General features: G+C 69.8%; 16 protein-coding genes and 1 pseudogene. 4 read left to right on the top strand and 13 right to left on the bottom strand.

Annotation, left to right across the window (positions count from 1 at the left end):
* Window positions 1–244: 244 nt before the first annotated feature.
* A complete protein-coding gene (locus ABH928_RS11660) occupies window positions 245–862 on the top strand; it encodes a GNAT family N-acetyltransferase (RefSeq protein WP_370065049.1) in 618 nt (205 codons plus the stop codon).
* A 100-nt stretch (window positions 863–962) separates the two neighbouring features.
* Here the strand turns inward: ABH928_RS11660 and ABH928_RS11665 are convergent, their stop codons facing one another.
* The 8 genes and pseudogenes from ABH928_RS11665 to ABH928_RS11700 form a co-directional block, all read right to left on the bottom strand.
* Window positions 963–2,141 carry an N-acetylmuramoyl-L-alanine amidase gene (locus tag ABH928_RS11665; protein ID WP_370065051.1) on the bottom strand — a complete coding sequence of 393 codons (1,179 nt, stop codon included), beginning with the start codon at window positions 2,139–2,141 and terminating at the stop codon, window positions 963–965.
* A 114-nt stretch (window positions 2,142–2,255) separates the two neighbouring features.
* Window positions 2,256–2,585, bottom strand: coding sequence for a thioredoxin (trxA, locus tag ABH928_RS11670; protein WP_370065053.1), 330 nt, complete (start codon window positions 2,583–2,585; stop codon window positions 2,256–2,258).
* Between the two features lie 105 nt (window positions 2,586–2,690).
* Window positions 2,691–3,656 (bottom strand): thioredoxin-disulfide reductase, encoded by a 966-nt coding sequence (gene trxB, locus ABH928_RS11675; protein ID WP_370065055.1) that lies wholly within the window; start codon window positions 3,654–3,656, stop codon window positions 2,691–2,693.
* 99 nt (window positions 3,657–3,755) lie between these two features.
* Entirely contained in the window at window positions 3,756–4,847 is a 1,092-nt protein-coding gene (locus ABH928_RS11680; RefSeq protein ID WP_370065057.1) for a zf-HC2 domain-containing protein, read from the bottom strand.
* A 182-nt stretch (window positions 4,848–5,029) separates the two neighbouring features.
* A pseudogene (gene sigM, locus ABH928_RS11685) lies at window positions 5,030–5,683 on the bottom strand (RNA polymerase sigma factor SigM); the annotation flags it as partial.
* Window positions 5,684–5,742: 59 nt separating this feature from the next.
* The gene (locus tag ABH928_RS11690) at window positions 5,743–7,920 is read right to left on the bottom strand and encodes a serine/threonine protein kinase (RefSeq protein ID WP_370065058.1); all 2,178 of its coding nucleotides are present in this window, start codon (window positions 7,918–7,920) and stop codon (window positions 5,743–5,745) included.
* A gap of 137 nt (window positions 7,921–8,057) precedes the next feature.
* Complete coding sequence (gene murJ / locus ABH928_RS11695) at window positions 8,058–10,523, bottom strand: murein biosynthesis integral membrane protein MurJ (protein ID WP_370065060.1); 2,466 nt, start codon at window positions 10,521–10,523, stop codon at window positions 8,058–8,060.
* An 88-nt stretch (window positions 10,524–10,611) separates the two neighbouring features.
* A complete protein-coding gene (locus tag ABH928_RS11700; RefSeq protein ID WP_370065062.1) occupies window positions 10,612–12,933 on the bottom strand; it encodes a DUF6049 family protein in 2,322 nt (773 codons plus the stop codon).
* A 284-nt stretch (window positions 12,934–13,217) separates the two neighbouring features.
* Between ABH928_RS11700 and ABH928_RS11705 the strand changes: the two genes are divergently transcribed.
* On the top strand, window positions 13,218–14,681 hold the full coding sequence (locus ABH928_RS11705; protein WP_370065524.1) for a CCA tRNA nucleotidyltransferase: 1,464 nt from the start codon (window positions 13,218–13,220) through the stop codon (window positions 14,679–14,681).
* Here the strand turns inward: ABH928_RS11705 and ABH928_RS11710 are convergent.
* The 3 genes from ABH928_RS11710 to ABH928_RS11720 all read right to left on the bottom strand — a co-directional run bounded on the left by ABH928_RS11710 (window position 14,650) and on the right by ABH928_RS11720 (window position 18,125).
* Window positions 14,650–15,999 carry an MFS transporter gene (locus ABH928_RS11710; protein WP_370065064.1) on the bottom strand — a complete coding sequence of 450 codons (1,350 nt, stop codon included), beginning with the start codon at window positions 15,997–15,999 and terminating at the stop codon, window positions 14,650–14,652. The two genes, ABH928_RS11705 and ABH928_RS11710, sit on opposite strands and share 32 nt — an antisense overlap.
* Window positions 16,000–16,164: 165 nt before the next feature.
* Window positions 16,165–17,247 (bottom strand): inositol-3-phosphate synthase, encoded by a 1,083-nt coding sequence (locus tag ABH928_RS11715; protein WP_370065066.1) that lies wholly within the window; start codon window positions 17,245–17,247, stop codon window positions 16,165–16,167.
* Between the two features lie 209 nt (window positions 17,248–17,456).
* Window positions 17,457–18,125, bottom strand: coding sequence for a helix-turn-helix transcriptional regulator (locus ABH928_RS11720; RefSeq protein ID WP_370065068.1), 669 nt, complete (start codon window positions 18,123–18,125; stop codon window positions 17,457–17,459).
* 480 nt (window positions 18,126–18,605) lie between these two features.
* Between ABH928_RS11720 and ABH928_RS11725 the strand changes: the two genes are divergently transcribed.
* Entirely contained in the window at window positions 18,606–21,245 is a 2,640-nt protein-coding gene (locus ABH928_RS11725) for a transglycosylase domain-containing protein (protein WP_370065070.1), read from the top strand.
* A gap of 152 nt (window positions 21,246–21,397) precedes the next feature.
* Entirely contained in the window at window positions 21,398–23,059 is a 1,662-nt protein-coding gene (locus tag ABH928_RS11730; protein WP_370065072.1) for a glycosyltransferase family 87 protein, read from the top strand.
* A 148-nt stretch (window positions 23,060–23,207) separates the two neighbouring features.
* Here ABH928_RS11730 and ABH928_RS11735 read toward each other — a convergent pair whose 3' ends face one another.
* Together ABH928_RS11735 and ABH928_RS11740 are read right to left on the bottom strand one after the other, a co-directional pair.
* A complete protein-coding gene (locus ABH928_RS11735; protein WP_370065074.1) occupies window positions 23,208–24,242 on the bottom strand; it encodes an alanine racemase in 1,035 nt (344 codons plus the stop codon).
* 51 nt (window positions 24,243–24,293) lie between these two features.
* Complete coding sequence (locus ABH928_RS11740; protein ID WP_370065076.1) at window positions 24,294–25,412, bottom strand: lipid II:glycine glycyltransferase FemX; 1,119 nt, start codon at window positions 25,410–25,412, stop codon at window positions 24,294–24,296.
* Window positions 25,413–25,496: the final 84 nt, after the last annotated feature.

Genomic DNA, 25,496 nt, shown 5'->3' on the forward strand with positions numbered 1-25,496 from the left:
CACCGCCAACCAGCCGGACCCGAAAGCCCCCTGGCAGAACTCGGTACACCACAGAACTCACGAGGCGACGAACAACCTCAAGACCAGATCACTAGGCTCCGGGGCATGGGCAGGCGACGCCGCACCACCGCTCTCTGTGTCCTTGGAGTCCTCGGGTTCGGCATGGGTGGCCTCGGAGGGTTTGTGTCCGGGCTGCTCCGTGATCATGCTGCCACTGAGTCGACTCTGCGCCTATCGTGGAGTCATGGGACGCAGGCTGGTACCGCTCACGCTCGACTCGCTCGCCGATCTCCCACTGCCGTGCCGCTCGTGCGTCTTCTGGGAGTTGGACCCCGTCAGCGGTGAAGCCGCCGTCAAGGACGGGCGGGCGGAGCAGGAGAAGGAGTCCTGGATCTCCGCCGTGCTGCTGGAGTGGGGCTCCTGCGGGCGGATCGCCTATGTGGACGATGTCCCGGTCGGCTTCGTGCTCTATGCGCCGCCCGCCTATGTGCCCCGCGCGCTGGCCTTCCCGACCAGTCCGATCTCGCCGGACGCGGTGCAGCTGATGACGGCGCGGGTCCTGCCGGGGTATCAGGGGCAGGGCATCGGACGGACCTTGGTGCAGACGGTGGCCAAGGATCTGGTCCGGCGTGGCTTCAAGGCGATCGAGGCCTTCGGCGACGCGCACTGGGACGGGCCGGGCTGTGTGTTGCCCGCCGACCATCTGCTGTCCGTCGGGTTCAAGACCGTGCGTCCACACCGCCGCTATCCGCGACTGCGACTGGAGGTCCGGTCGGCGATCTCCTGGAAGGGCGAGGTGGAGGTTGCCCTGGAGCGGTTGCTCGGTGCTGTGCAGAAGGAGCCGTCGCTCCGGCCGCTCTGATGCGAGGCCCGGACAGAAGCGGTGGCGCGCCGGCGTAAGCACCGACCAAGATCGTTAACTGTCACACGTGTGACAGTTAACGATCTTGGTCGGTGCTTCTTCAGGCGAGGGCGTGGGGCAGGTGCAGCATGCCTGTCGGGGAGTCGTCCTCCGGCGGCAGGTAGACCCGCTGGACGGCCACGGCGATCGCCTCGACGGCCTGTGCCCGGATCTCCGAGGAGCGCAGTCGCGCCGCGTCCTCGGCGTTGCTCAGATAGCCGAGCTCCAGACGCACGCAGGGCATTCGGGTCGAGCGCAGCAGGGTCCAGGAGCGGGCATGGCTGCGGAGGTCGCCGAGGCCGCAGCGGGCCACCAGCTCGCGCTGGACCAGGCCGGCGAACTGCTTGCCCGTGTGGGACCAGCGCCCCCGGGACTCGTCGCCGAAGTAGTAGCTGGCGACGCCGCCGATTTCAGGGTTGGCGTGGCCCTCCAGATGGAGCGAGATCATCAGGTCGGCGCCGGTCTGGTTGGCGAAGCGGGCCCGCTCGGCCTCGTCGGGGTCGCTGTCCACGGTCCGGGTCAGATAGGTCCGGACGCCCAGCGCGGTGAGTCGGCCCTCCAGGCGGCCGGTGATGTCCCACACCAGTGCGGCCTCGGAGAGCCCGTCGGCCGACCGCACGCCGTGGTCGTCGGCGCCGTGGCCCGGGTCGATCACGATGACCTTGCCGCTGAGCGCAGGGCCGGAGTGGCGCAGCATCTCGGTCTCCCGCATCACGTGTGGCGCGCCGCCGACGACGGTCCGGGAAAGGCGTTCCAGGACGACGAAGGTGGTCGGTCCGAGCGTGCCGTCCGGATGCAGGCCCATGTTGCGCTGGAACTCGCCGACCGCCTGGGCGGTGACGGCGCCGTAGATGCCGTCGACCCGGCCGGGGGTGAAGCCCATGTCGAGCAGTCGCTGTTGCAGATGGGCGACGTCGTCGCCGACGACCATGTTGCTGGGGATGTAGGTGAGGACCCGGTCGCCGAGCCGCCAACGGGCCTCGTTGAGGTGGCGGTAGGTCTCTGGCCCGACGATGCCGTCCGTCGTCAGGCCGCGCTGCTGCTGGAAGTGACGGACCGCCGCGTCGACCTCCATGTCGAAGAGCGCCTCGGCGGAGGGGATGGCGCGGCCCCCGGAGCGGGTCGGCGGGGTTTCCGGCAGCAGACCGAGCAGAGTGAGCTTGAAGCGGATCTCGGCGACCGCGGGACCGGTGTCCCCGAGCTTCCAGTGGTACGCGTGGGAAGGGCGCTGCTGGGACATAGCCAAGATCGTACGCCGAGGCCCCCATGATTCACGGGAAACATGGGGGCCTCGGTGGTGAAGATCCATCCGGATCTCATGCTGTCAGGTCAGCCGACCAGCTCAGCGGTGGACTCAGCCGATGAACTCGGCCAGGTCACGCAGCAGGGCGCTCTTCGGCTTGGCGCCGACGATGGTCTTGACGACCTCGCCGCCCTGGTAGACGTTCATCGTCGGGATCGAGAGCACGCCGTACTTGGCCGGGACAGCCGGGTTCGCGTCGATGTCGATCTTCGCGATGGTGAGCTTGTCGGCGTACTCGGCGGCGATCTCCTCCAGGGCCGGGGCGACCTGGCGGCACGGGCCGCACCAGGCGGCCCAGAAGTCGACCAGCACGGGCTTGTCGCTCTTGAGGACCTCGGTATCGAAGGTTGCGTCGGTGACGGTGATGGTGGCGCCGGCCACGGGATCTCCTTGGGGATTGCGGGTGAGTCGGTGAAGTACGGGCGGTCGAGCAGGCGGTCAGGCCGTGGTGTGGCTAGACCCGAGTACGGTCGGACCCGAGTGTGGTCAGACCGCGGCGGTGACGGCCGTGTCGGCGTGCGCCTGGGCGGCCAGGAAGCGCTCGGCGTCCAGCGCGGCGGAGCAGCCGGTGCCCGCAGCAGTGATCGCCTGACGGTAGGTGTGGTCGACGACGTCACCGGCGCCGAAGACGCCGGTCACGTTGGTGCGCGTGGACGGCGCGTCCACGCGGAGGTAGCCCTCGTCGTCCAGCTCCAGCTGGCCCTTGAAGAGCTCCGTGCGCGGGTCGTGGCCCACCGCGATGAAGAGGCCGGTGACCGCGAGCTCCCGGGCCTCGCGGGTCTGGGTGTCCTTGAGCGTCACCGAGCTGAGCTTGCCGCCCTCGCTGTGAAGGTCAGCGACCTCGCTGTTCCAGGCGAAGGAGATCTTGGGGTCGTTGAAGGCCCGCTCCTGCATCGTCTTGCTGGCGCGCAGCGAGTCGCGGCGGTGCACCACGGTGACCGACTTGGCGAAGCGCGACAGGAAGGTCGCCTCCTCCATGGCGGTGTCGCCGCCGCCGACCACGGCGATGTCCTGGTTGCGGAAGAAGAAGCCGTCACAGGTGGCACACCAGGAGACGCCACGGCCGGACAGCTCGTCCTCGTGCTCCAGGCCGAGCTTGCGGTGCTGCGAACCGGTGGCGACGATCACGGCATGGGCGCGGTGGACCGTGCCCTCGGAGTCGGTGACGGTCTTGATCTCGCTGGTGAGGTCGACGGCCACGATGTCGTCCGGGACGAGCTCGGCGCCGAAGCGCTCGGCCTGCGCCCGCATGTTGTCCATCAGCTCCGGGCCCATGATGCCGTCACGGAAGCCGGGGAAGTTCTCGACCTCGGTGGTGTTCATCAGCGCACCGCCCGAGGACACCGAGCCCTCGAAGACCAGGGGCTTCAGCGAGGCACGCGCCGTGTACAGGGCGGCTGAGTAGCCGGCCGGGCCTGAGCCGATGATGATCACGTTGCGGACGTCGCTCACTGAATCTCCTGAATGCATCGCACCGGGTTGCCGGACTCTCGGGTGGCCGCGTGTTCCACCCGGCTCAACGGTTCCCCAGTGTCTCGCATTCCCGGAGCTTCATGTGCGCGGCACGGTGCGCTGGAGGAGGACCAGCGGTGAGGAGCAGGAGTCCTGCACCAGGAAGACGTCCCAGGTATGCGCCGGGTCACCGGTGTCGGGGTAGACCAGCGCGAAGACCTGGACGCCGAGGTACTCGCCAACCGCCTCGTGGACCGGGACGCCGGGCTGCTTCGCAGCGGACAGCACGCAGGCGGCCGCGCTGGGCGAGGCGGAGGGCGCTGCGGTCGCTCCCGTCCCGCCCGGTGTCGGCAGCACCGTGCTGGAGCCGTTCCCGTTCGGTGAGGCGTGTGTCCCGGCGGTGGGCGCGCCGGACGCGGCGGCGGACGCCGTCCCCGGGGAGAGGGAGGCCATCGGGGCCTTGGTGTGGTTCTGGCCTGCGGCGGCATCCTGGCGCACGATCGCCTGGACCTGCCCGTCGAGGCCCGCGTCGGTGAAGACGAGCTGGCCGGCGTCGGCGTGCGTGGCGCTGGTCCGCGGGGCGGTGGGAGCACCGTCGATGGCGGGGCTGGCGCTGCCGGCCCCGGCGTCGATGTCGCCGCCGCTGGAGACCGCGACCCCGATGCCGCCGGCTGCCACCAGCACGGCCATCGTCACCAGTGCCTGACGCAGGCGTCGCCGCCCGCGCGCGGGCGCGCCAGGACGGGCCCCGGGGCGGTTGTCGGCCGGACCCCGCCCGGCTCCCGGGGAGGGCGCCGATCCGGGCTCGGCGGACTCTGCAGACTCTGCGGACTCAGTGGTGGCTGCGGCTTCGTCGGTCTCGGCCAGCTCGGCAGCAAGCTCGGCTGTGCCTGCGTCGTCCGTCACGTCCGCGGCTGGGGTCGCCGCAGCGGCGGCCAGGGCGGCGTCGATGCGGGCGGCGACGTCGCCCGGGATCGGGTCGTCCGCGGAGGAGCGCTCGGCCTGGAGCAGCTCACGGATCTCCAGCAGCGCGTCGTACGTCTCCCGGCAGTCGGTGCAGCCCGCCAGGTGCGCCTCGAGCTCAGTGGTCGGCTCGGGCGAGAGGAGGCCCTCGACATGGTCCGCCAGGGCATCGGCGTCCGGATGGGCCGAGGGTGACGGCAGATCGGGGTGAACGGTCGACTCGTTCATGCGCTCCGTCCACCTCCTCGGGCTTGGCGCGCTTCCGGTGCTGTCGATGGGACGTCCTGCGCCGGATCCGGGTTCCCTGGGGGCTTGGTTTCCGGACCAAGATCGCTAACTGCCACACGTGTGACAGTTAGCGATCTTGAAGCGCTCGGCGGTGAATCGCCCGCTCCTCGGCTACCGCTTCCGCCGCCTCCGCCGCTCGTGCCCCCGCTTTTGGCTGCGCTGGGTCCCCCGTCTTCACGGGCTCCGGCTGCGTCACGGGCACCACCGGCCCGCAGATGGCTCAGCCGCGGCAGCAGCTTGGCCCGCGCGCGGGCGCAGCGGCTCTTCACCGTGCCCGACGGTACGCCAAGAATCTGTGCGGCCTCGGCGACCCCGTAGCCCTGGAGATCCACCAGGACCAGGGCTGCCCGCTGCTCCCCGGGCAACGTGGCGAGTGCGGAGGCGAGCTCGCGCCGGAGTTCGCCCCGCTCGACCGAGACGTCGGCGCCCTCGTCCTGGCCCACCGCCGTCTCCAGGGCTGTCTCGTCGTCGACCAGCCGGGCGCGACGTGTGGACGCCCGGCGGGCGCGGTCCAGGCAGGCGTTGACGACGATCCGGTGCAGCCAGGTGGTGACGGCGGAGCGGCCCTGGAACGTGTGCGCGGACCGAAAGGCCGAGACCAGCGCGTCCTGGAGCGCGTCCGCGGCCTCCTCGCGGTCGCCGAGGGTGCGCAGCGCCACCGCCCAGAGGCGGTCCCGGTGGCGCCGCACGAGCTCGCCGAAGGCGTCCGGGTCGCCCTCCACATGGCGACGCAGCAGCTCCGCGTCATCGGCGACCGGTTCGGTCGTCACCTGCACTACACCCCCTCGATGCCCGGGAAAGTCGGGACAAGACTGCCATCTCGGAGGTGTTCGCGTCAGCCCAGGACCGTGATCTCCGAGATCCCGCCCCGGTAGTTGCCTGCCTGGGTGGGGTCGGGCGGCAGCGAGGTGATCCGGACCAACACGAAGCGGGTGCGCACCGGTTGGGCCAGCACGCCGCTGTCCAGGTTGGTGCCGGAGACGACGGTGCTGTTGCTGATGCGCTGGGTGAATCCGCTGGTGTCGGCCGGGATCGCGGTGGCGTCCGCCGGCGCCGCCAGGATCTCCATCGTCTGTCCGCCGGTGATCGGGATGGTCAGTTTGACCTCGGAGACCGACTGCACGCTGCCCAGGTCGACCACGATGCCGCTGCCGTCCTTACGGAGGGGCAGGTTGCCGAAGTTGGCGTAGCCGTTGTAGGTCGAGGTGATCCAGGCGGTGCTCGGGTCGCCGTCGATGGCCAGCGGGGCCTTGTCACCCGCTATCGGCTGCGGGTCGAGCGGGGAGAACTCGGTCGCGCTGAAGAGCTTCAGCTTGTTCAGGGCGCGGTGGTTCGGGTTGCCGCCCGCCTGGGTGCTGGGGTCCGCCCCGAGCTGGCTGCTGGTCGAGCCGGCGTTGTTGTGCGACAGCAGCGCCTCTGCCGTGCCCCAGCTGCCCAGCCCGATCGCGCCCAGGACCACCAGCGAGACGACCCACTTGAGTGCCTTGCTCGACCGGCTCGACGGAACGGGCGCCACGGGAGAACCGGCGCGGCCGGGTGCACCCGGACGGCCCCCGCGACCGCTGTTCCCATGCTGACCTGTCTGGGTGCCCGGCCCGTTGCCGCGGGTTGCCGCACCACCCGCACCAGCGCCCTGAGCCGGACCGGCGGTCCCGGCGCGCGTACCCGGCCCGGTGGCCCCCGCAGGGGCCGTCGTGGCCCGCCGTGACGGGTAGTCGGGCAGCACCAGCGGCTCGGGAGCCGGCTGGCGGACCTTGGGCAGGGCCACGACCGCCTTGACGAGCTCGTCAGGCGTGGCGATGGGCTCCAGCTTGCCGCCCGGGGTGGCGCAGAGCGTCCGCGCGGTCAGGTCGGACAGACCCCGGTTGACGCCCGCCCGCACCTGCTCGGCGGGCACGATGCCGACGTTGCGCGGCAGTCCACGGAGCCCGTGGTGGCCCTCGGGGAACGGCCAGCGGTTGGTGAGCGCGGCGAAGAGCAGCGCGCTGATGGCGCGGGTGTCCTGCCGGGCGGCGTCGGCCTTGTCCTCGGCCTTGATGCCGCGCAGCGCGGCGTTCACGGCGAGACCGTCGATCCGGTACTGGCCGCTGTCGGTGCGCAGCACTGCGGCGGGCGTGAGCCGCAGGTGTGACAGCCCCCGGCGATGGGCGGCGGAGAGCGCCTCGGAGAGCTGACGCACCAGCTGGTACGCCTCGTAGGGCTCCAGCGGCTCCGGCAGCAGCAGCTTGTCCAGGCCGGTCGCGTCCGGCAGCCACTCGCGGACGATGTAGACGATGTCGCCGTCCTCGACGGCGTCCAGGACCTGGACGAAGCGCGGGTCGCTCATCAGCGCGGCCTGGCGGGCGGCGACGAGCACGGCCTTGGCGCGCGGGTGGTGGGTCGAGAGGAGGTGGATCCCGACGGCGCGGCGCAGCTTCTCGTCCATCGCACGCCAGGAGCTGAAGGCGTCCGCGTGGGTGATGCACTCCTCGAGGCGGTAGCGGGAGGCGATCCGGTCCCCACTGTGGCGCTCCGGCGCGGGAGGCGCGGGCACCTCGGCGACGGGCGCGTCGGTGGACGCCTCCGCGGCCGCCCCGGTCGCGTCCTCAGTGGCGTCCTCGGTCGCCTTCTCGGCGGGGTCCTCGGAATCCGCAGCGGCGTCCTTGTCGGCCGGGTCGACAGCCGGCGTGGCGTCAGACGCCTCGTCAGGCTCTTCGGCGTCGGCCTCGTGGGTCTGGTCCGTGCTGTCGGATTCAGCGACCTCGCCCGCGTCTTCCGCCTGGTCCGCCTGGTCCGCGTCGTCGGACTCGGCGGTGTCGTCGACGTCGACGACGTCCGACGCAGGGTCGCCCGGCTCGACCTCAGGGGCCGAATCCGTCGATGCGTCAGCAGGGCTGTCCATGGCGGCCAGTTCCTCGGCCAGCGCTTCTGCGGACAGCGGCGCAGTCGACTCCGTCGCGTGCTCCGACTTCTCCCGGTCCGCCCGAGGGCCGCCCGTGGTCGCGCCCACGGCCGTCTCGCTGCGCTCTGCCACCGTTGTCCTGCCTCCCCAAACCGCGTGGCCCGTGATGAGGTTCCGGGCCCACGGTCAATTGTGCCAACTCGCCCGCCCAGGTACGACCGCCGGAGGGGATTGTTGGTTGCCCGGCAGGGTCGATTTCAGGTCTCCCGTCAACGTCCGATTTTCGCTCGAACCATGCCGAGCAGCGAGTTGAGTTCCTCGATCCGCATCCGCTGCGCGATCACCACGAAAAGTCCCAATTGGACAACGCCGCCCACGGCGACCGCGGCCAGGCCGCCGACCCGGCCCGATCCCAGGGCCTGCAGGACGGCCATACAGAGCGCGGCGCCCGCGATGGCGGGCACGATGCTCGCACCGACCAGTCGGGCGTACGTGCGCTTGATCCGGGCCCCGTCCAGGTCGCCGATGCGGCGGCGCAGTCGGGGGACGGCCACCAGCAGCCCGACCACGTAGGCGACGCCGTAGATGAACGCCATGCCGGTGACCGCCCAGGCAGCGGGCAGGGCGACGTAGCAGATGGCGGAGAGCAGCGCCTGGCTGACGGCCACCCAGACGGTGTTGTAGAACGGCGTCCTGGTGTCCTCGTAGGCGTAGAAACCGCGCAGCAGCACGTACTGGGCGGAGTACGGAATCAGGCCGAGCGCAAAGGCCGAGACCATGTACCCGATCGAGACCTCGCCGTAGATCACCGCACCGATCGCGGGGCCGAGGGCCAGGAAGGCGAAGGCGGCCGGGACGATCGCCACGGCGGAGGTGCGCAGGCCGTAGGAGATGTCGTCGCGGACGGCGGTGCCGTCACCGTCGGCAGCGGCGCGGGAGATCCGCGGCAGCACCGCGCTCATGATCGAGACGGTGATCACTGCCTGCGGCAGCTGCCAGATCAGCAGCGCGTTCTGGTAGGCGACCAGGCCCTTGCCCGCGTCGTGCGAGGCGTCACCGGCGGCGGTGGCCAGCTGGGTGACGACCAGGAAGCCGACCTGGTTGGCCAGCACGAAGAGGAAGGTCCACTTGGCCAGCTTGGCGGCGTGGCCCAGACCGTGACCGCGCCAGTCGAAGCGCGGACGGAACCGCAGACCCGCCTTGCGCAGGTACGGCAGCATCGCCAGCGACTGCACCACCAGGCCCAGGAGGGTGCCGATGCCGAGCAGCCGGACGCCCGTGGAGGGGATGGTGTCGGTGTTCATCTGGGTGCTGGACCAGGGCCCGTAGACCCAGAGGAACATGCCGAAGGTGAAGATGATGACGATGTTGTTGAGGACCGGGGTCCACATCATCGGGCCGAACTTGCCGCGCGCGTTGAGGATCTGGCCCATCACCACGTGCACGCCCATGAAGAAGATGGTGGGCAGGCAGTAGCGGGTCAGCGCCACGGTGACGCTGGCAGAGGACGCCGAGTCGGTCATCGCGGTGTTGGAGACCATCCGCACCAGCAGCGGCGCGGCCAGCACGGCGATCAGGACGACGAAGCCGAGACCGACGATGATCAGCGTCAGCAGCCGGTTGGCATAGGACTCGCCCTCGTCCTCGTCGTTCTTCATGCTGCGGACCAGCTGCGGCACGAAGACCGCGTTGAGCGCGCCGCCGCCGACGAGGATGTAGAGCATGGTCGGCAGCGTGTTGGCGACGCTGTAGCGGTCGCCGAGAGCGGCGGTGCCGATGGCCGCGGCGATGATCATCGTCCGCAGGAAGCCGGTGGCACGGGAGACCAGGGTGCCGGCCGCCATGATCGCGCTGGAGCTGAGGACGCTGGCGACCTTGCCCTTGGGCGCGGCCTGGCCGCCGTCCTCCGCCTGCTCGTCCGTGCCGCCGGTACCGTCCTGGCCGCGCTCGCGGCCGGGGAGGTCGGCGGGGATCAGCAGCGGGATGGTGCTGGTGGTCTCCGCGACGGCGTCGCCGCCCGCCTCGCCGTAGAGGCTCGGGCCGCTGTCGCGGAAGAGGAAGTCGTAGTTCTGGTCCGGCCGCTGCTGCTGGTGTTGCTGCTGCTCCTGCTGGGCCTGCTCGTGCGCCTGCTGGCGTCTGCCCGCGCCGCTGATCAGCTCGTCAACGCCGACGTACGGCTGCTGTGGCTGCTGCTGCGGCTGGTTCGGGTCGACGTAGGCCTGGCTGAAGCCCTGCGGCGGGTAGGGCTGGCCCTGGTAGTGAGGTTGGCCCGGGTACGGGGGCTGGCCAGGGTAGGGAGGCTGCGCCTGGCCGGGGTACGGCTGCTGGCCCTGGAACGGTTGCTGACCTTGGAACTGCTGGCCCTCGAACTGTTGGCCCTGGAACTGCTGATCCGGATACGGCTGCCCAGGCTGGGGCTGCCCGGGGTACAGCTGCTGGCCCTGCGGCGCGTCGCCGTATCCGGGCTCCTGCGGGTAGGGCGCCTGCTGCGGGTATCCGCCCGCACCGGCGTGCCCGTCGGCGGCTGGGTAGCCCTGCGCGGGGTGGCCCTGAGCGTCCTGCGCCGGGTAACCCTGCGCCGGGTAGCCCTCCGGAACGTAACCCTCGGCGGTGTAGCCGTCGGTCGCGTAGGCGTCCGTCGCGTATGGGTCGTGGGCATAGGTCTGATCCAGGTACGGATCAGGCGCGTGCCCGCCCGGGCCCTGCGGGGTCCTGCCGTCGCGCGGCGCGCTCATGAGTCTCTCTCCGGATCGTCACGTTCCGTTGGCCCGAAAAGGCCCGTCAACCGTTTTACCGAATGCCTAGCCTCTCATCTGAGGGACGCTACTCGGCGTTCTCCGGCTCCGGGCCCTCGGACGAGGCGGCAGCGAGTGCCGCGTTCTTCTTCCGCTTCCAGTAGAGCCGCAGACCGGCGAGTACCAGCAGCAACCCGCCGCTGGCGATGACCGCGATCACTCCGGTGGAGACCGAGGTCACATTGACCTGGAAGGTCATGAAGTCGAACGGCGCGTCGGGATTCTGGGCGGTGGACAGCTCCGCCTTCATGTCGACGGTCCCGTTGGCGAGCGCGGTGACACGGAACCGGTAGGTGGTCTTGGTGCGGCCTCCGGCGACGGTGACGTCCTGCACCGGGTCCGAGTCGATACGCAGACGCGGCGACTGCTCGACGATCAGGCGCAGCTGCATCTTGCTCACCGTCTGCTCCAGGTCGTTCTCCACGCTGACGGCGACCGTCGCGGAGGAGTTGTCGCCCGGCACCACCACGTCGGTGATCTTGGGGATCAGCCGGACCGAGTCCTGCAGGGTACCCAGATAGCCGCCCATGTTCGCCCGGTAGCTGTCACCGGCGGCGGGATTGTCGCGCCAGGCGGTGGAGACCGAGCGGACCATCGCCGCGCTGAACGGGTCGCGGAGCCGGTCCGGGCGGGTCAGGATCTGCTGCAGCTGGGAAAGCTGCCCCTGGAACGTGCTGAGGTCGTTGATGGTGGAGCCGCTGAGCTCGCTGCCGCGCGCCGAGGACGGGTAGGCGTGCGGCGCCGGCACCGAGGTGTTGGCACCCGGGGTGGCGCCGGCGTTGACGACGTCGTCGAGGTTGACGCTCTGCACCCACTTGCCGCCCTGGGCCTCGCTCAGCGCCTTGACCAGCGTCTGCGCGGTCGCCGTGGACATCTCCCGCGGCGGCTGGACGAGCACGTCCCGCTGCTGGTCCGGACGCTCGAGGGTGATCTCCAGCGTCTCGGCGAGGAACCGCTGGGTGGCCGCGGTCTGCTCGCTCTGCGTGGACAGGTCGCCGGAGAAGATGTCGGTCAGCTGGTTGTCGGCGACCACCGCGGTCATGCCGTCGCCCATCGGGCGGGCCGCGTTGGGCGTGAAGTTGAGGTTGCCGCTGTCCGGCATGCTCGCGCCGTTGACGATGACCTTGTCCGCGCCCATCGACTTGGCCAGCGAGGCGACGGAGGTGTCCACATAACCCTGGTAGGGCCAGGCCACGTCGTGCTCGGCGTCCACCTGCAGCCGGTCCAGGCCCAGGGACGTGTTGGCGAGCGGGAGCAGCGCGCTGAGCTGCTGGCGGCCGGTGCTGCTGTGCGCGAGGGAGGCCAGGTCCGGGTCGGCATAGGGCAGGGAGACCACCTCGGGCTTGCCGGCCGCGAGCGCCTGCTGCATGGCGGTGAGCCAGGCCTTGGCGGCGTCCTGGCCGCTGCCCTTCCGGACGCAGTTGCAGGTGGCGTTGGCGCCGCCCGTGTCGCCGCCGGTGAGGACCTGGTAGTCGTTCGTCATCGCGTAGACGGTGTCGATGAGGTCCGGGTTGACCACCCAGGTCAGGTGCAGGTTCGCGTTCTGCGTGCCGATCGAGGCGAGCTGGCCCAGGCGGCCGTCGGGGCCGAGCGAGGTGGCCAGATCGTTCGTGAGGACCGGCTGCTCGACGCCGTTGCTGTCGACGTAGGTCTGCGCCTGGATCGTCGGCGCGTCCGTCACCGGCCAGAGCGTCGCGACCTGGGTGGGCTTGGCGGTGTCGCTGGAGGGGTGGACCGGCAGGAAGGTGCGGGTGATGCCCAGCGGCAGGGTGCCGAGGGCGGCGCCGTTCGCGTTCTGTGCGTCCACGCCGACGGAGTAGACGCCGTCGGGGCTGGAGCCGAGCTGGAGCTTGCTGATCGGGACCTTGAGCGAGAACGAGGCGCTCGCGCCGGGGGCCAGCGTGCCGATCTGGTCCTGCAGGCTCGGGTCGTCGATCTCGCTCGGGTCGCTCTGCTGCGGGCCGCCCGCGGAGGCGATCGACTCGATGTCGGAACGGCTGGACATCTGCCTGCCGTAGGTGACGCCGACGTGCAGGCCGTTGACGGCGCCCGCGGCGCGGTTGGTGACGACGCCGCTGAGCGTCACGTCGCCGTCGGGCGCGGGCGCGGCCGGGCTGACGGTGTTCAGGGTCACCTGCACCGAGGCGTGCGCGTCAGCCGGTGCGTCGTCCGCCGCCTGCGGCGCGCGGGCGGCGGACTGCGTGAAGGTGGGTACACCGGCCACAGTGACCCGTGGCGCGGCCTGTGCGGCCGGGGCCAGGGTAGGGCCTGCCAGCAGCACCAGACCCGAGGCCAGTGAGAGGCGACTCAGTCGTGCGAGCCGTTGCCGTCGTGGTGAGCGTCGTCGCACCACCCGGCTGTTCCTGGGCGCATCGCTCGCCCGCCACCTCCCCGTCGCCGCCTCGCCCACGCGCCCTCGCCGTCCTGATGTGCTGACCCCAGCTGCCCCGCGCGTTCCGCGCCCTGGCATGGTAACGACGCTGAGCCGTTCGGTGTGCCGGTGGGCAGGACCGGATGGGGGGAAGATCGGATCTGTGGACCGCGTGAGCGTCCTGCGGGTTACTCGCAGCACGGCGGGCCCGTCGGCCCGTACCCTTGTCTGTCGTGTCCAACGCTATGCCGTCCGGCTTCCCCATGCCCGAAACCGCACCCGCTGCACCCGCTGGCTCGCTGAGCGAGCAACAGGCTGAGCGCGTGCGCGAGATCCTGCGCGCCTACCCGGTGGCGGAGGAGCTCGGGCGTCGGTTCCAACAGGCCGGATTCACGTTGGCGCTGGTCGGCGGCTCGGTGCGGGACGCGTTGCTGGGTCGCCTCGGCAACGACCTGGACTTCACCACGGACGCCCGGCCCGAGCAGATCCTCAAGCTGGTCAAGGGCTGGGGCGAGGCTGTCTGGGACGTCGGCATCGCCTTCGGCACCGTCGGGGTGCGCAAGCACGACCTGCAGATCGAGATCACCACCTACCGCTCCGAGCTCTACGACCGGAACTCGCGCAAGCCCGAGGTCTCCTTCGGCGACACCATCGAGGAGGACCTGGTCCGCCGCGACTTCACGGTCAACGCGATGGCGGTGCGGCTGCCGGAGGTCGAGTTCATCGACCCGCACCACGGGCTGTCCGACCTGGCCGAGCGCGTGCTGCGCACCCCGGGCACGCCGGAGGCGTCCTTTTCCGACGATCCGCTGCGGATGCTGCGCGCCGCCCGTTTCGCCGCCCAGCTCGAGTTCGAGGTCGCGCCCGAGGTGGTCACCGCGATGACCGAGATGGCCGACCGCATCGAGATCGTCTCCGCCGAGCGGATCCAGGGCGAACTCAACAAGCTGGTGCTGTCGCAGCACCCGCGCACGGGCCTGACCCTGCTGGTCGACACCGGTCTGGCCGACCGAGTCCTGCCGGAGCTGCCCGCACTACGCCTGGAGCGCGACGAGCACCACCGCCACAAGGACGTCTACGAGCACAGCCTGACCGTGCTGGAGCAGGCCATCGCGCTGGAGGGGACCGGCGAGGGCGACGGAAAGCCGGACCTGACGCTGCGTCTGGCCGCGCTGCTGCACGACATCGGAAAGCCGCGCACCCGCCGCTTCGAGCCGGGCGGGGGCGTTTCCTTCCACCACCACGAGCTGGTCGGCGCGAAGATGACCAAGAAGCGGCTACGGGAGCTCAAGTACTCGAACGAGCTGATCGCGGACGTCTCCCGGCTGGTCGAGCTGCACTTGCGCTTCCACGGCTACGGCAGCGGCGAGTGGACCGACTCGGCGGTGCGCCGCTACGTGCGCGACGCCGGGCCGCTGCTGGACCGGCTGCACAAGCTGACCCGCTCGGACTGCACCACCCGCAACAAGAAGAAGGCGCAGTCGCTCTCCCGCACCTACGACAGCCTGGAGCGGCGCATCGCCGAGCTGAAGGACCGGGAGGAGCTCGACGCCATCCGCCCGGACCTCAACGGCGACCAGATCATGGCGCTGCTCGGCATCAAGCCGGGCCGCGAGGTCGGCGAGGCGTACAAGTTCCTGCTGGAACTGCGGCTGGAGCAGGGCCCGTTGGGCGAGGAGGCGGCGACGGCCGCGCTCAGGCAGTGGTGGACGGAGCGGTCGGCTTAGGCGGGACCGGCGTGGCGCCCGTCCGCCAGGGGCGGGTGCTGCCGTAGCCGACGGCGGCGACGCCGTAGAGCGCCGCCGCCGTCAGCACCACGGTCACCGAGCGCCCGGAGGTCGGCAGCAGCGCCACGCAGAGCGCGGCGGCGGCCACCAGAGCCCCGTTGAAGAGGACGTCGTAGAGCGCGAAGACGCGTCCTCGGTAGGCGTCGTCGACGTTGCTCTGGACGAGGGTGTCGGTGCTGATCTTCGCGGCCTGGGTGAGCAGGCCGAGCGCGTAGGCGGCGACCATGGTCGGCCACGGGGTGAAGAAGAGGCCCAGAGCTGCCGTCACCACCGCCCCCAGGGCGCAGCAGGTGGTCAGCCAGCCCGGCACGGTCAGCCGTTGCCCGGCCCAGGGCGTCAGGGCGGCCGCGGAGAAGTAGCCACCGGCCGAGGCGCCCAGCGCCAGGCCCAGCCAACGCAGGCCCGCGGTCTGGTCGCTGGGCGCGGCGAAGGTGTTGCGGCAGAGCATCAGCAGGAGCACGAGCAGCAGCCCGTAGCAGAACCGGCAGACGGTGATCGCGCCGAGGGCGCGGGCGGCGGGCTTGCCCTCGTGGACCAGGTGGTGGAAGCCGTCGAGCAGTCCGCGGGCGGTGTCGGCGACGGCAGTCCGGACGGTGGTCTCGTGGGCGTGCTCCAGATCGGAGCGTTCCGGGCCGAGCGAGTCCTTGCCCATGGTCGCGGCGACCAGCGCGGAGGAGGCGTAGCCGATCCCGGCCAGACAGACCAGCAGGGCGTTGCTGATCGCGCTGGCCGGCAGGGCCAACCGGACCACGAAGGCCGCGCCGCCACCGAGGGTGGCGGCCAGGGTCCCGGCCGTGGGCGCGAGCGCATTGGCGCCGATCAGCAGCTGCTCGCTGACGACATGCGGCAGCGCGGCGGAGAGGCCGGCCAGTACGAAGCGGTTGACCCCGGTGACCACCAGGGCGGCGGTGAAGAAGACCCAGGTCGGAGCCTGGATCGCGACCAGTGCGCCGGTGGCGAGGCAGCAGACCAGACGCAGCAGGTTGCCGTGGACGAGCACCTGGCGGCGCCGCCACCGGTCGAGCAGTACCCCGGCGAACGGTCCGACCAGGCAGAACGGCATCAGCAGGACGGCGAAGGCGGAGGCGATGGCGGCCGGCGTCGGCTGCCGCTCCGGCGAGAAGACGACAAAGGCCGCCAACGCGGCCTGGAAGACACCGTCGGAGAGCTGGGAGAGCAGTCGCGTGGCCAGCAGTCGGCGGAAGCCGCGGAGCGTGAGCAGCTCACGCAGGGGGGGTTTGCTCGCGGTCGTCGCCACCGGCCAAGCGTGGCACGGTAAGGCGGAGGATTCACGTGAAAACGCGACCAAGATCGCGAAATGTCACACGCGTGACAGTTGGCGATCATGAAAAAGCGCCCAGCAGGCCAGTACGGCCTGCTGGACGCTTCCGTCATGCGTCAGTCAGCGCTCAAAGCTCAGTGCTCAGCGCTCGACGTCGCCGCGGATGAACTTCTCGACGTTCTCCTTGGCCTCGTCGTCGAAGTACTGAACCGGCGGGGACTTCATGAAGTAGGAGGACGCGGAGAGGATCGGGCCACCGATGCCGCGGTCCTTGGCGATCTTCGCGGCGCGCACGGCGTCGATGATGACACCGGCCGAGTTCGGGGAGTCCCAGACCTCGAGCTTGTACTCCAGGTTCAGCGGAACGTCACCGAAGGCGCGGCCCTCAAGGCGGACGTAGGCCCACTTGCGGTCGTCGAGCCACGCGACGTAGTCGGACGGGCCGATGTGGACGTTCTTGGCACCCAGGTCACGGTCGCGGATCTGGGAGGTGACGGCCTGCGTCTTGGAGATCTTCTTGGACTCCAGGCGCTCGCGCTCGAGCATGTTCTTGAAGTCCATGTTGCCGCCGACATTCAGCTGCATGGTGCGCTCGAGGATGACACCGCGGTCCTCGAAGAGCTTCGCCATCACGCGGTGCGTGATGGTGGCGCCCACCTGGGACTTGATGTCGTCACCGACGATCGGGACACCGGCCTCGGTGAACTTGTCCGCCCACTCCTTGGTGCCGGCGATGAAGACCGGGAGGGCGTTGACGAAGGCGACCTTGGCGTCGATGGCGCACTGGGCGTAGAACTTCGCCGCGACCTCGGAACCGACGGGCAGGTAGCAGACCAGGACGTCGACCTGGCGGTCCTTGAGGATCTGGACGACGTCGACCGGCTCCTCGTCGGACTCCTCGATGGTCTCCAGGTAGTACTTGCCGAGGCCGTCGTGCGTGTGGCCGCGCTGCACCTGGATGCCGGTGGAGGGCACGTCGCAGATCTTGATGGTGTTGTTCTCGGACGCGCCGATCGCGTCCGCGAGGTCGAGGCCGACCTTCTTCGCGTCCACGTCGAACGCGGCGACGAACTCGACGTCACGGACGTGGTAGTCACCGAACTGCACGTGCATGAGGCCCGGCACGCGGCTGTTCGGGTCGGCGTCCTTGTAGTACTCGACACCCTGCACCAGCGAGGCGGCGCAGTTGCCCACACCCACGATGGCTACGCGAACCGAACTCATTCCGGTTGCTCCCTGTTGATCGTGAGAGTCGCGCCGGAGCGCGAAGCTCTCTGTCTTCATTCCCTGCGGTACGTCAATTCGTGATGCCGGCAGTCCCCCTGCCACCCGCATGCGCCTTCGGTCTCCTGGTGCGTCGGCGCCGCTTCGTCACGGCGTCGTACAAGACCTCGGTGTGGAACACCTCGGTGGAGAGGCGCGGTTTCAGCGCGTCAGCGCTCCGGGCGGTCGGGGGGACCGGGCGGGGCGTTGCCTGCCGGTCCGAGGCCGTCCGAAATCAGTGGTTCGCCGCCCGGTGGGGCGGCTCCGGGGCCACGGCCGTTGCGGTTGGCGCGCTCGGTCTCGATCAGCTCGTTGAGCCAGCGGACCTCGCGCTCGACCGACTCCAGGCCGTGGCGCTGCAGTTCGAGGGTGTAGGCGTCCAGACGCTCCCTGGTGCGGGCGAGCGATGCCCGCATCCGCTCCAGTCGCTCCTCCAGCCGGTTCCGGCGACCCTCCAGCACGCGCATCCGCACGGCTCTGTCGGTCTGGCCGAAGAAGGCGAAGTGCACGCCGAAGTGCTCGTCCTCCCAGGCGTCCGGGCCGGAGTCGGCCAGCAGCTCCTCGAAGCGCTGCTTGCCCTCGGGCGTCAGCCGGTAGACGATCTTCGACCGCTTGCCGTTGAGCGCGGTGGCCGGGATGTACTCGGCGTCCGGGTTGTCCTCGACCAGGTAGCCCTGGGCCACCAGGCCCTTGAGGCAGGGATAGAGGGTGCCATAGGAGAAGGCGCGGAAGGAACCCAGCAGCACGTTGAGTCGTTTGCGCAGCTCATAGCCGTGCATCGGTGAATCGTGCAGCAGGCCGAGGACGGCGAACTCCAGGATTCCTGAGCGTCTGCTCATGGACGGGCCCGCCTCCCTTCGCTCCGCGTGGTCCGCGTTGTCTGTTGTAACGTCCGTGCGGTCCGACACTCGCAAGTATGCCATTGCGATGTATCGAGCCGATACATCGAAACGATATGCCGCGGCCGTGGCTCGGGCAAGAGGCGGTTCGGTGGCGACGCTCACAGTTGTCAGTTGTGCATAAGGGGCCCGTGGTGACGATGTGACCAAAGCCCGGTGCGAACGGGAGTTTGGCTGCCCTTTGATAAGGATCCGCTGCCGTTTTGCCCGAATTGGTAGCTGACGCCCGGTTAGAGGGCTTCCCGGGCTGCGTACTCTGTCGGCTATGCAGAAAGCCGCCGGGATTTGCGGGAACCAGGGATGCCCCTTCGGCGTCCCCGTCCACGGCGCAGTCTGGTCTCTTCGGCTTGCGCCTTGGGGGATCAGGATCACCGCCTTCAGGCAGTACAGCCTGCAGTCCGAGGAGCAGCTGGAAGCAGCATGAGCGAACATCGGCGCAAACCACCGCAGAACGGTCGCCGCCCCGACGGTCCCACGTCTGCCGGTCGCGGCTCGGTCGGGTCCAACTCCAGTGGCGGCCTGCCGCCGCGCCGGACCACGGCCCGCCCGCAGCCGGGTGGCTCGCCCGGGCAGACCGCGGCCCAGCCGCGGATGACCCGCGCCGAGATGCGCCGTGCCGCGCAGGGCAAGGGCGGCGGCGGAGCCGGAGGCAACGGAGGGCCCGGTCGCGGCTCCCGCGGTGCCGGAAAGCAGCCGCCGAGCGGGCCAAGGCCGAAGCGGCTCATCGACTATCCGCGCTGGGGCAAGAGTGGCGTCCGCCGCTGGCTGCCCTCGTGGAAGCTGGTGCTCAGCACCTTCCTGGTGATCTTCGGCGGTCTGACCGGCGTGGTCGGCTACGCGTACGCGACGGTGAGCATTCCCGACGCCAACGCGGCCAGCAAGCTGCAGGGCAACGTCTTCTACTGGGACAACAAAGACGTCATGGCGACCACCGGTTACAACCGGCAGAACGTGTCGCTGGCCGACGTCCCGCAGGACATCCAGCACGACTTCATGGCCGCCGAGGACGAGACCTTCGAGACCAACAGCGGTGTCGACCCGATGTCCATCCTGCGCGCCGTGCGCAACATGGCGACCGGTGGCAGCGTCCAGTCGGGTTCGACGATCACCCAGCAGTACGTCAAGAACGTCTACCTCAACAGCCAGCAGACCGCCTCCCGCAAGCTCAAGGAAATCCTGATCTCGATAAAGATCGGGAACGGCGGGATGTCCAAGGACCAGGTGCTCGAGGGCTATCTCAACACCAACTACTACGGACGCGGCGCCTACGGCATCGAGGCTGCGGCGGAGGCCTACTACGGCGTCCACGCCAATCAGCTGACCCTCAGTCAGGGCGCCTTCATCGCCGCGACGGTCAACCAGCCGTCCACCTTCCAGAACGTGGACACGGACAAGACGGCGCTCTCCATTGCGACCGGACGTTGGCAGTACGTGCTCAGCCGCATGGTCGTCAACAACTGGATGACCCAGGCCGACGAGCAGGCGGACCTGGCCAAGGGCTTCCCCATGCCACAGATCTGGAAGCACAACCCCGGTCTGACCGGTCAGGTGGGTTACCTGGTCGACCTGGCGACCAACTACGCCGAGACGCACTCGAACGGTCAGCTGACCGACGCCCTGTTGGCGCAGGGTGGCTACAAGATCTACACCACCTTCAACAAGAACGATGTCAACGCGCTCTCGACTTCCGTGCAGAAGATGGAGTCGCAGCACATCAACCCGAAGGAGCGTTCTGCCGACCAGAACGTCCAGGTGGGCGCCGCCTCCGTTGACCCGACCAACGGTGAGATCAAGGCGATCTACGGCGGCGTGGGCATGGACAAGGGCTACTACGTCGACAATGCCAACACTCTTGGTGTTCCGGTCGGTTCGACCTTCAAGCCGATCGACCTCGCTGCGGCGATGACGGACCAAGCGGTCCAGACGCCCAACGGTCCGCGGATGCCGATCACGCCGGACAGCAAGTACAACGCCGACGACTGTCTGAAGATCCACAAGCAGGACGGCACCTGGCTGACGGACAACTCCGGCACCTCGGCCTGTCCCGAGCCGGACGGCCTGCTGCACCAGGCCAACGACAGCACTGACATGCCGGGCTACCAGACGCTCCGGTATGCGATGGAGAACTCCATCAACACGCCGTATGTGCAATTGGGCGAGGACGTCGGGTACGACAACGTCGAGAAGATGGCGATGAATGTCGGGCTGACCGAGTCCTCGCTGCAGACCGACACGGCGGGCTTCTACATCGGCACCTCGACGCCGAGCGCGATCCGCATGGCCGACGCCTACGCCACCTTCGCTGACCAGGGCATGCAGCACGAACCGGTCTCGGTTCGGTCGGTGACGTACGAAGGAGTCGCGCAGACCTGGGTTCCCGCCGAATCGGCGAAGTTCGCCATGACCCAGCAGGTTGCCAACACCGTCACCAATGTCCTCCAGGACGTGGTCAAGAAGGGCACGGGTACCAACGCGCTGGCGCTGGGTCGTAACGCGGCCGGTAAGACCGGTACCACCGACGACTACAAGTCGGCCTGGTTCATCGGCTACACGCCGCAGCTCTCCACCTCGGTGATGCTGTATAAGGAAGACCCGGTGAAGGGCCAGCTGGAGTCGATGGCCGGCGTCGGTGGCTACCCGAAGGTCTTCGGCGCCGACATGCCGACGCAGGTGTGGACCGACTACATGTCGGCTGCGCTGAACGGTCAGCCGGACGCGCAGTTCCCGACGCCTCAGCCCTTCACGCAGCCGGGTTCCAACGAGCCGGGCATGCCCGCGCCCAGCCCAACCGCGCAGCCCACTCCGACGGCCACGGTGACCGCGTCGCCGAGCAACACCGCGACCGCCAACCCGTCCGGCCAGCCGAGCGACACCTCGTCGCCCTCCTCGAGCAGCTCGACGTGCTCGCTGGCGGACATCTTCGCGGGCACCTGCAACACCAGCAGCCCGAGCGGTGGCCCGTCGTCCTCGGGGGGCAACCCGTCACCGACGGGTCGCCACCACGGCGGTAACCCCTCCGGTCCGGCGACAGCAGGAACCAACAGCGTTCCGGGCGGCTGACGGAGCTGATCCGGCCGGTTCCGGCCGGGACGGCTGAGCCGTCCCCCGGACCCAGCTGAGGCAGGTACGCTGCGGCCCCGACCCCCTACGGGTCGGGGCCGCAGCGCGTTGTCCACAACCTGAGGAAAGGATCGTGCGGCAGGATGAGCGGTATGACGTCGAGTGACCACCAGGCCGACGAGGCCGACGTTCCTGATGGGGATTCCCCCGACGGGGATGCTGGAGTCGGCTCGCCCGCGCCCGAGGGCCCGTCGCACGGCTCGGAGGTGACGGCGGACGACGACGCTGCCGCGCACCGGCGGCCGCAGCCCCGTCTGCCGGTCCCGCCGCCGGAGGACACCGTGGTGGTGCCCGCCGACGAGGACCCGGTCGCGGCGGTGGGCAGCGAGCTGTTCGGCGGGCCGCCGGGACGCCGCGCCCTGCTGGGCGTCGGCTGGTGGTCGGCGGCGCGGATGCTGGCCGTGCTCACGATCGTGATCTTCGCGCTCGGCATGATCCAGAAGGTGCCCTGCTATGACAGCGGCTGGTTCTTCGGCGCCACCGCGCAGTACGACCACGCCTGCTACAGCGACGTCCCGCACCTCTTCTCGCTGCGCGGCTTCAACCTGCCCGGCAACATCCCCTACGTCGACAAGATCCCCGGCTCGACCGACCCCAGCATGCAGTACCTGGAGTACCCGGTCCTGACGGGCGTCTTCATGTGGGCCGCAGCTGCGTTGACTCCGGGCACGGGCGCGGAGATGTACCGCGAGCAGATGTTCTGGCTGGTCAACGCGGGCATGCTGATGATCTGCGCGGTCGTCGCGGTGGTCGCCGTCTCGCGGACGCACCGTCGGCGTCCCTGGGACGCGCTGCTCTTCGCGCTGGCGCCGGTGCTGGCGCTGGACTCGACGATCAACTGGGACCTGCTGGCCGTGGCGCTGACCGCGGTGGGCATGGCGCTCTGGTCGCGTCGCTTCCCCGTCTGGGCGGGTGTGCTGCTGGGCCTGGCGACGGCGGCCAAGCTCTACCCGGTCTTCCTGCTGGGCCCGCTGCTGCTGCTCTGCCTGCGGGCGGGCCGGATGCGCGAGTTCTGGCAGGCCTTCGTGGGCGCGGCGGTGGCCTGGCTGGTGGTCGACATCCCGTTCATGGTGGCCAACTTCAGCGGCTGGGCCACCTTCTACACGTTCAGTGAGAGCCGTGGCGTGGACTTCGGCTCGTTCTGGCTGATCCTGTCGCAGAACGGCTGGCTCAACGTCTCGACGGGCACGGTCAACGCGCTGACGGCCGTGCTGCTGGGGCTCTGCTGCCTGGGCATCGCCTGGCTGGCGCTGGGAGCACACCGGCGTCCGCGCTTCGCACAGCTGGCCTTCCTGGTGGTGGCGGCGTTCGTGCTGACCAACAAGGTCTACTCGCCGCAGTACGTGCTCTGGCTGGTGCCGCTGGCGGTGCTGGCCCGGCCGCGGTGGCGCGACTTCCTGATCTGGCAGACCTGCGAGGTGCTCTACTTCCTCGGGATCTGGTACTACCTCGCCTACACCTCCAGCACGGCCCAGAAGGGTCTGCCGATGGACTGGTACCACGCTGCCGTGGCCGTCCACATCATGGGGACACTCTTCATGTCGGTGATGATCATCCGCGACATCCTGCTGCCGTCCTGGGATCCGGTGCGCGTGGACGGCAGTGATGACCCGTCAGGTGGCGTGCTGGACGGCGCGGGTGACGTCTTCACGCTGAGCGGCGTCAAGGTGCAGCCCGCCGCCGCGCGGCAGTCGGCCGGCCCGGCCGGGCCGACCAGTTTCGCCACCGGGACGGCTGTCGACCCCGGCGCGTAGGGCCTTCGCCCGGCATGGCCTGGTGAACGCCGAACGGACCAAGATCGGAAAGTGTCACACGCGTGACATTTGATGATCTTGGTCCGTTTTTGTCGTGCCTGGTGAACTGAACTGAACTGCCGTTGCTCGCAGCAGCCGCTACCTGGGCTCAGTGCTGGTCGACGACCCGGTCGAAGAGCGTGGTGGTGTGCCGCAGCGTGGCCTTCAGCTCCTCGCCCACCGCGGGCGGGGCGACCTCGCCCGGGACCCATAGCAGCGAGACCTGCATGTGCGGGGGCTCGGCGAAGGCGAGCTTGCTGCCGTTCCAGCTGAATGGCGAGGTGTTGCGGCCCAGCGTGGCCAGGCCAGCGCGAGCCAGGTTCTTGGCGCGCGGGGTGAGGCCGCTCATGTTCTTCGGGGCCTCCAGGCCCACGCCGTGTGCGGTGCCGCCCGCGACCACCAGCAGGTGGCCGTCGCCGGAGGCCCGGTGCTGGCGATAGCCGAAGCGCTCGCCCTTGGCGAGACGGTGAACCTCCATGACCGTGCCGCGGGAGTCGATCGCGCCGTGGTCGCCCAGCCAGAGCTGGGTGCCGATCCGCGCCCGGAACCTGACCTCCGGGTACCAACCCTGGAGCTGCTCCATCTCCGACGCGCTGAGGTGGCTGACGAACAAGGTCCGCAGCGGCAGCCCGGCGGTGCGCAGCTGGTCCACCCAGCGCGCGGTCTCGGCCAGCGGGTCGACGCCGTCAGGCCGGTCCATCGGCAGGTGCACCGCGAATCCCTCGAGGCGCACGTCGTCGACGGCCATCCGGAGCTTGGCCAGGTCCTCGGGCGCGACGCCGTGGCGGCGCATGCCGGTCATGCACTCCACGATCACCCGGCCGCCGACCAGGGCGCGGACGCCCTCGACCGTGCCGACCGTGCGGATCACCCGGTGCGGCAGCGGGACCGGGTCCTCGCCGATCCGGTACGGGGTCAGCACGATCAGGTCGCGGCCGAACATGTCCTTGAGCTCGGCCGCCTCGTAGGCGGTGCCGACGGCCAGCATGTCGGCGCCCAGGCGGGTGGCCTCCTCCGCCAGACGCGTGTTGCGGAAGCCGTAGCCGTTGCCCTTGGCGACCGGAACCAGGCCGGGGAAGGCCCCCAGCACCTTGCGCTGGTGGTCACGCCAGCGAGGGGTGTCCACGTAGAGACTGAGCGCCATGGGAGGGGCCTTCCGGGATCGTTGCGAGCGAGCGTGGGGTTGGCGTCGGCGTCAGCGACGCTGCATGTACATGTCGAGCGCCTTGTGCAGCAGCTTGTTGAGCGGGAAGTCCCACTCGCCCAGGTACTCCGCCGCCTGGCCGCCGGTCCCCACCTTGAACCGGATCAGACCGAAGAGGTGGTCCGACTCGTCGAGCGTGTCGCTGATGCCGCGCAGATCGTAGACCGTCGCACCGAGCGCGTACGCGTCGCGCATCATCCGCCACTGGATCGCGTTGTTCGGCTGCACCTCGCGCTTGTGCACCGTGGAGGCGCCGTAGGAGTACCAGACGTGCTGCCCGACCGTGATCATCGTGGTCCCGGCCAGCGCGTCCCCGTCGTGGTACGCCAGGTACAGGCGCATCCGGTTGGGGTCCTCAGCGGCCAACGCGGTCCACTGGCGCTGGAAGTAGGACAGCGGGCGCGGGATGAACTGGTCGCGCTCGGCCGTCTCCAGGTAGAGCTGGTGGAAGACCGGCAGGTCGTCGTAGCCGCCCTGGACGATCTCGACGCCGGACTTGTCCGCCTTCTTGATGTTGCGCCGCCAGAGCTGGTTGAAGCCCTTCAGTACGTCGTCCAGCGAGCGGTTGGCCAGCGGCACCTGGAACACGTAGCGCGGCTGGACGTCACCGAAGCCGGCCCCGCCGTCCTCGCCCTGCTGCCAGCCCATCCGGCGCAGCCGGTCCGCGGTGTCGATGGCGCGCGGCTCGTACCAGTCCGCCTCGATGTCGCGCAGCCGCTTGGCCTCGCCCGCGGCGATGGCGTTCTTGATGGTCTCCGCCTGCCAGCGGCGGATGATCACCGGCGGGCCCATCTTCACCGTGAAGGCGCCCTTGCCCTTCAGGTGGTCCAGCATCGGGCGCAGCCAGCCCTCGAGGTTCGGGTCGAACCAGTCGATGACCGGGCCCTCGGGCAGGTAGGCGAGGTACCGCTTGACCTTGGGCAGCTGCCGGTAGAGCACCAGGCCCGCGCCGACGATCTGGCCGCGGTCGTCGAACCAGCCGATGCTCTCGTTGCGCCACTCCGCCTTGACGTCTGCCCACGAGGGCACCTGCATGTGACTCGCGGAGGGCAGGCTACGGATGAAGGCCAGGTGCTCCTCGCGGCTGATGGTCCTCAGGCGCAGGCTCATGTGGGGGTGCTCCTCGGGCATGGATCGCGTCAAGTGCGCAGCCTACTGCCCAGCAGGAGCACCCCATAGAGCCGACGGGCGGTG

Source organism: Streptacidiphilus sp. MAP5-3 (assembly GCF_041262505.1).
Classification (GTDB): domain Bacteria; phylum Actinomycetota; class Actinomycetes; order Streptomycetales; family Streptomycetaceae; genus Streptacidiphilus.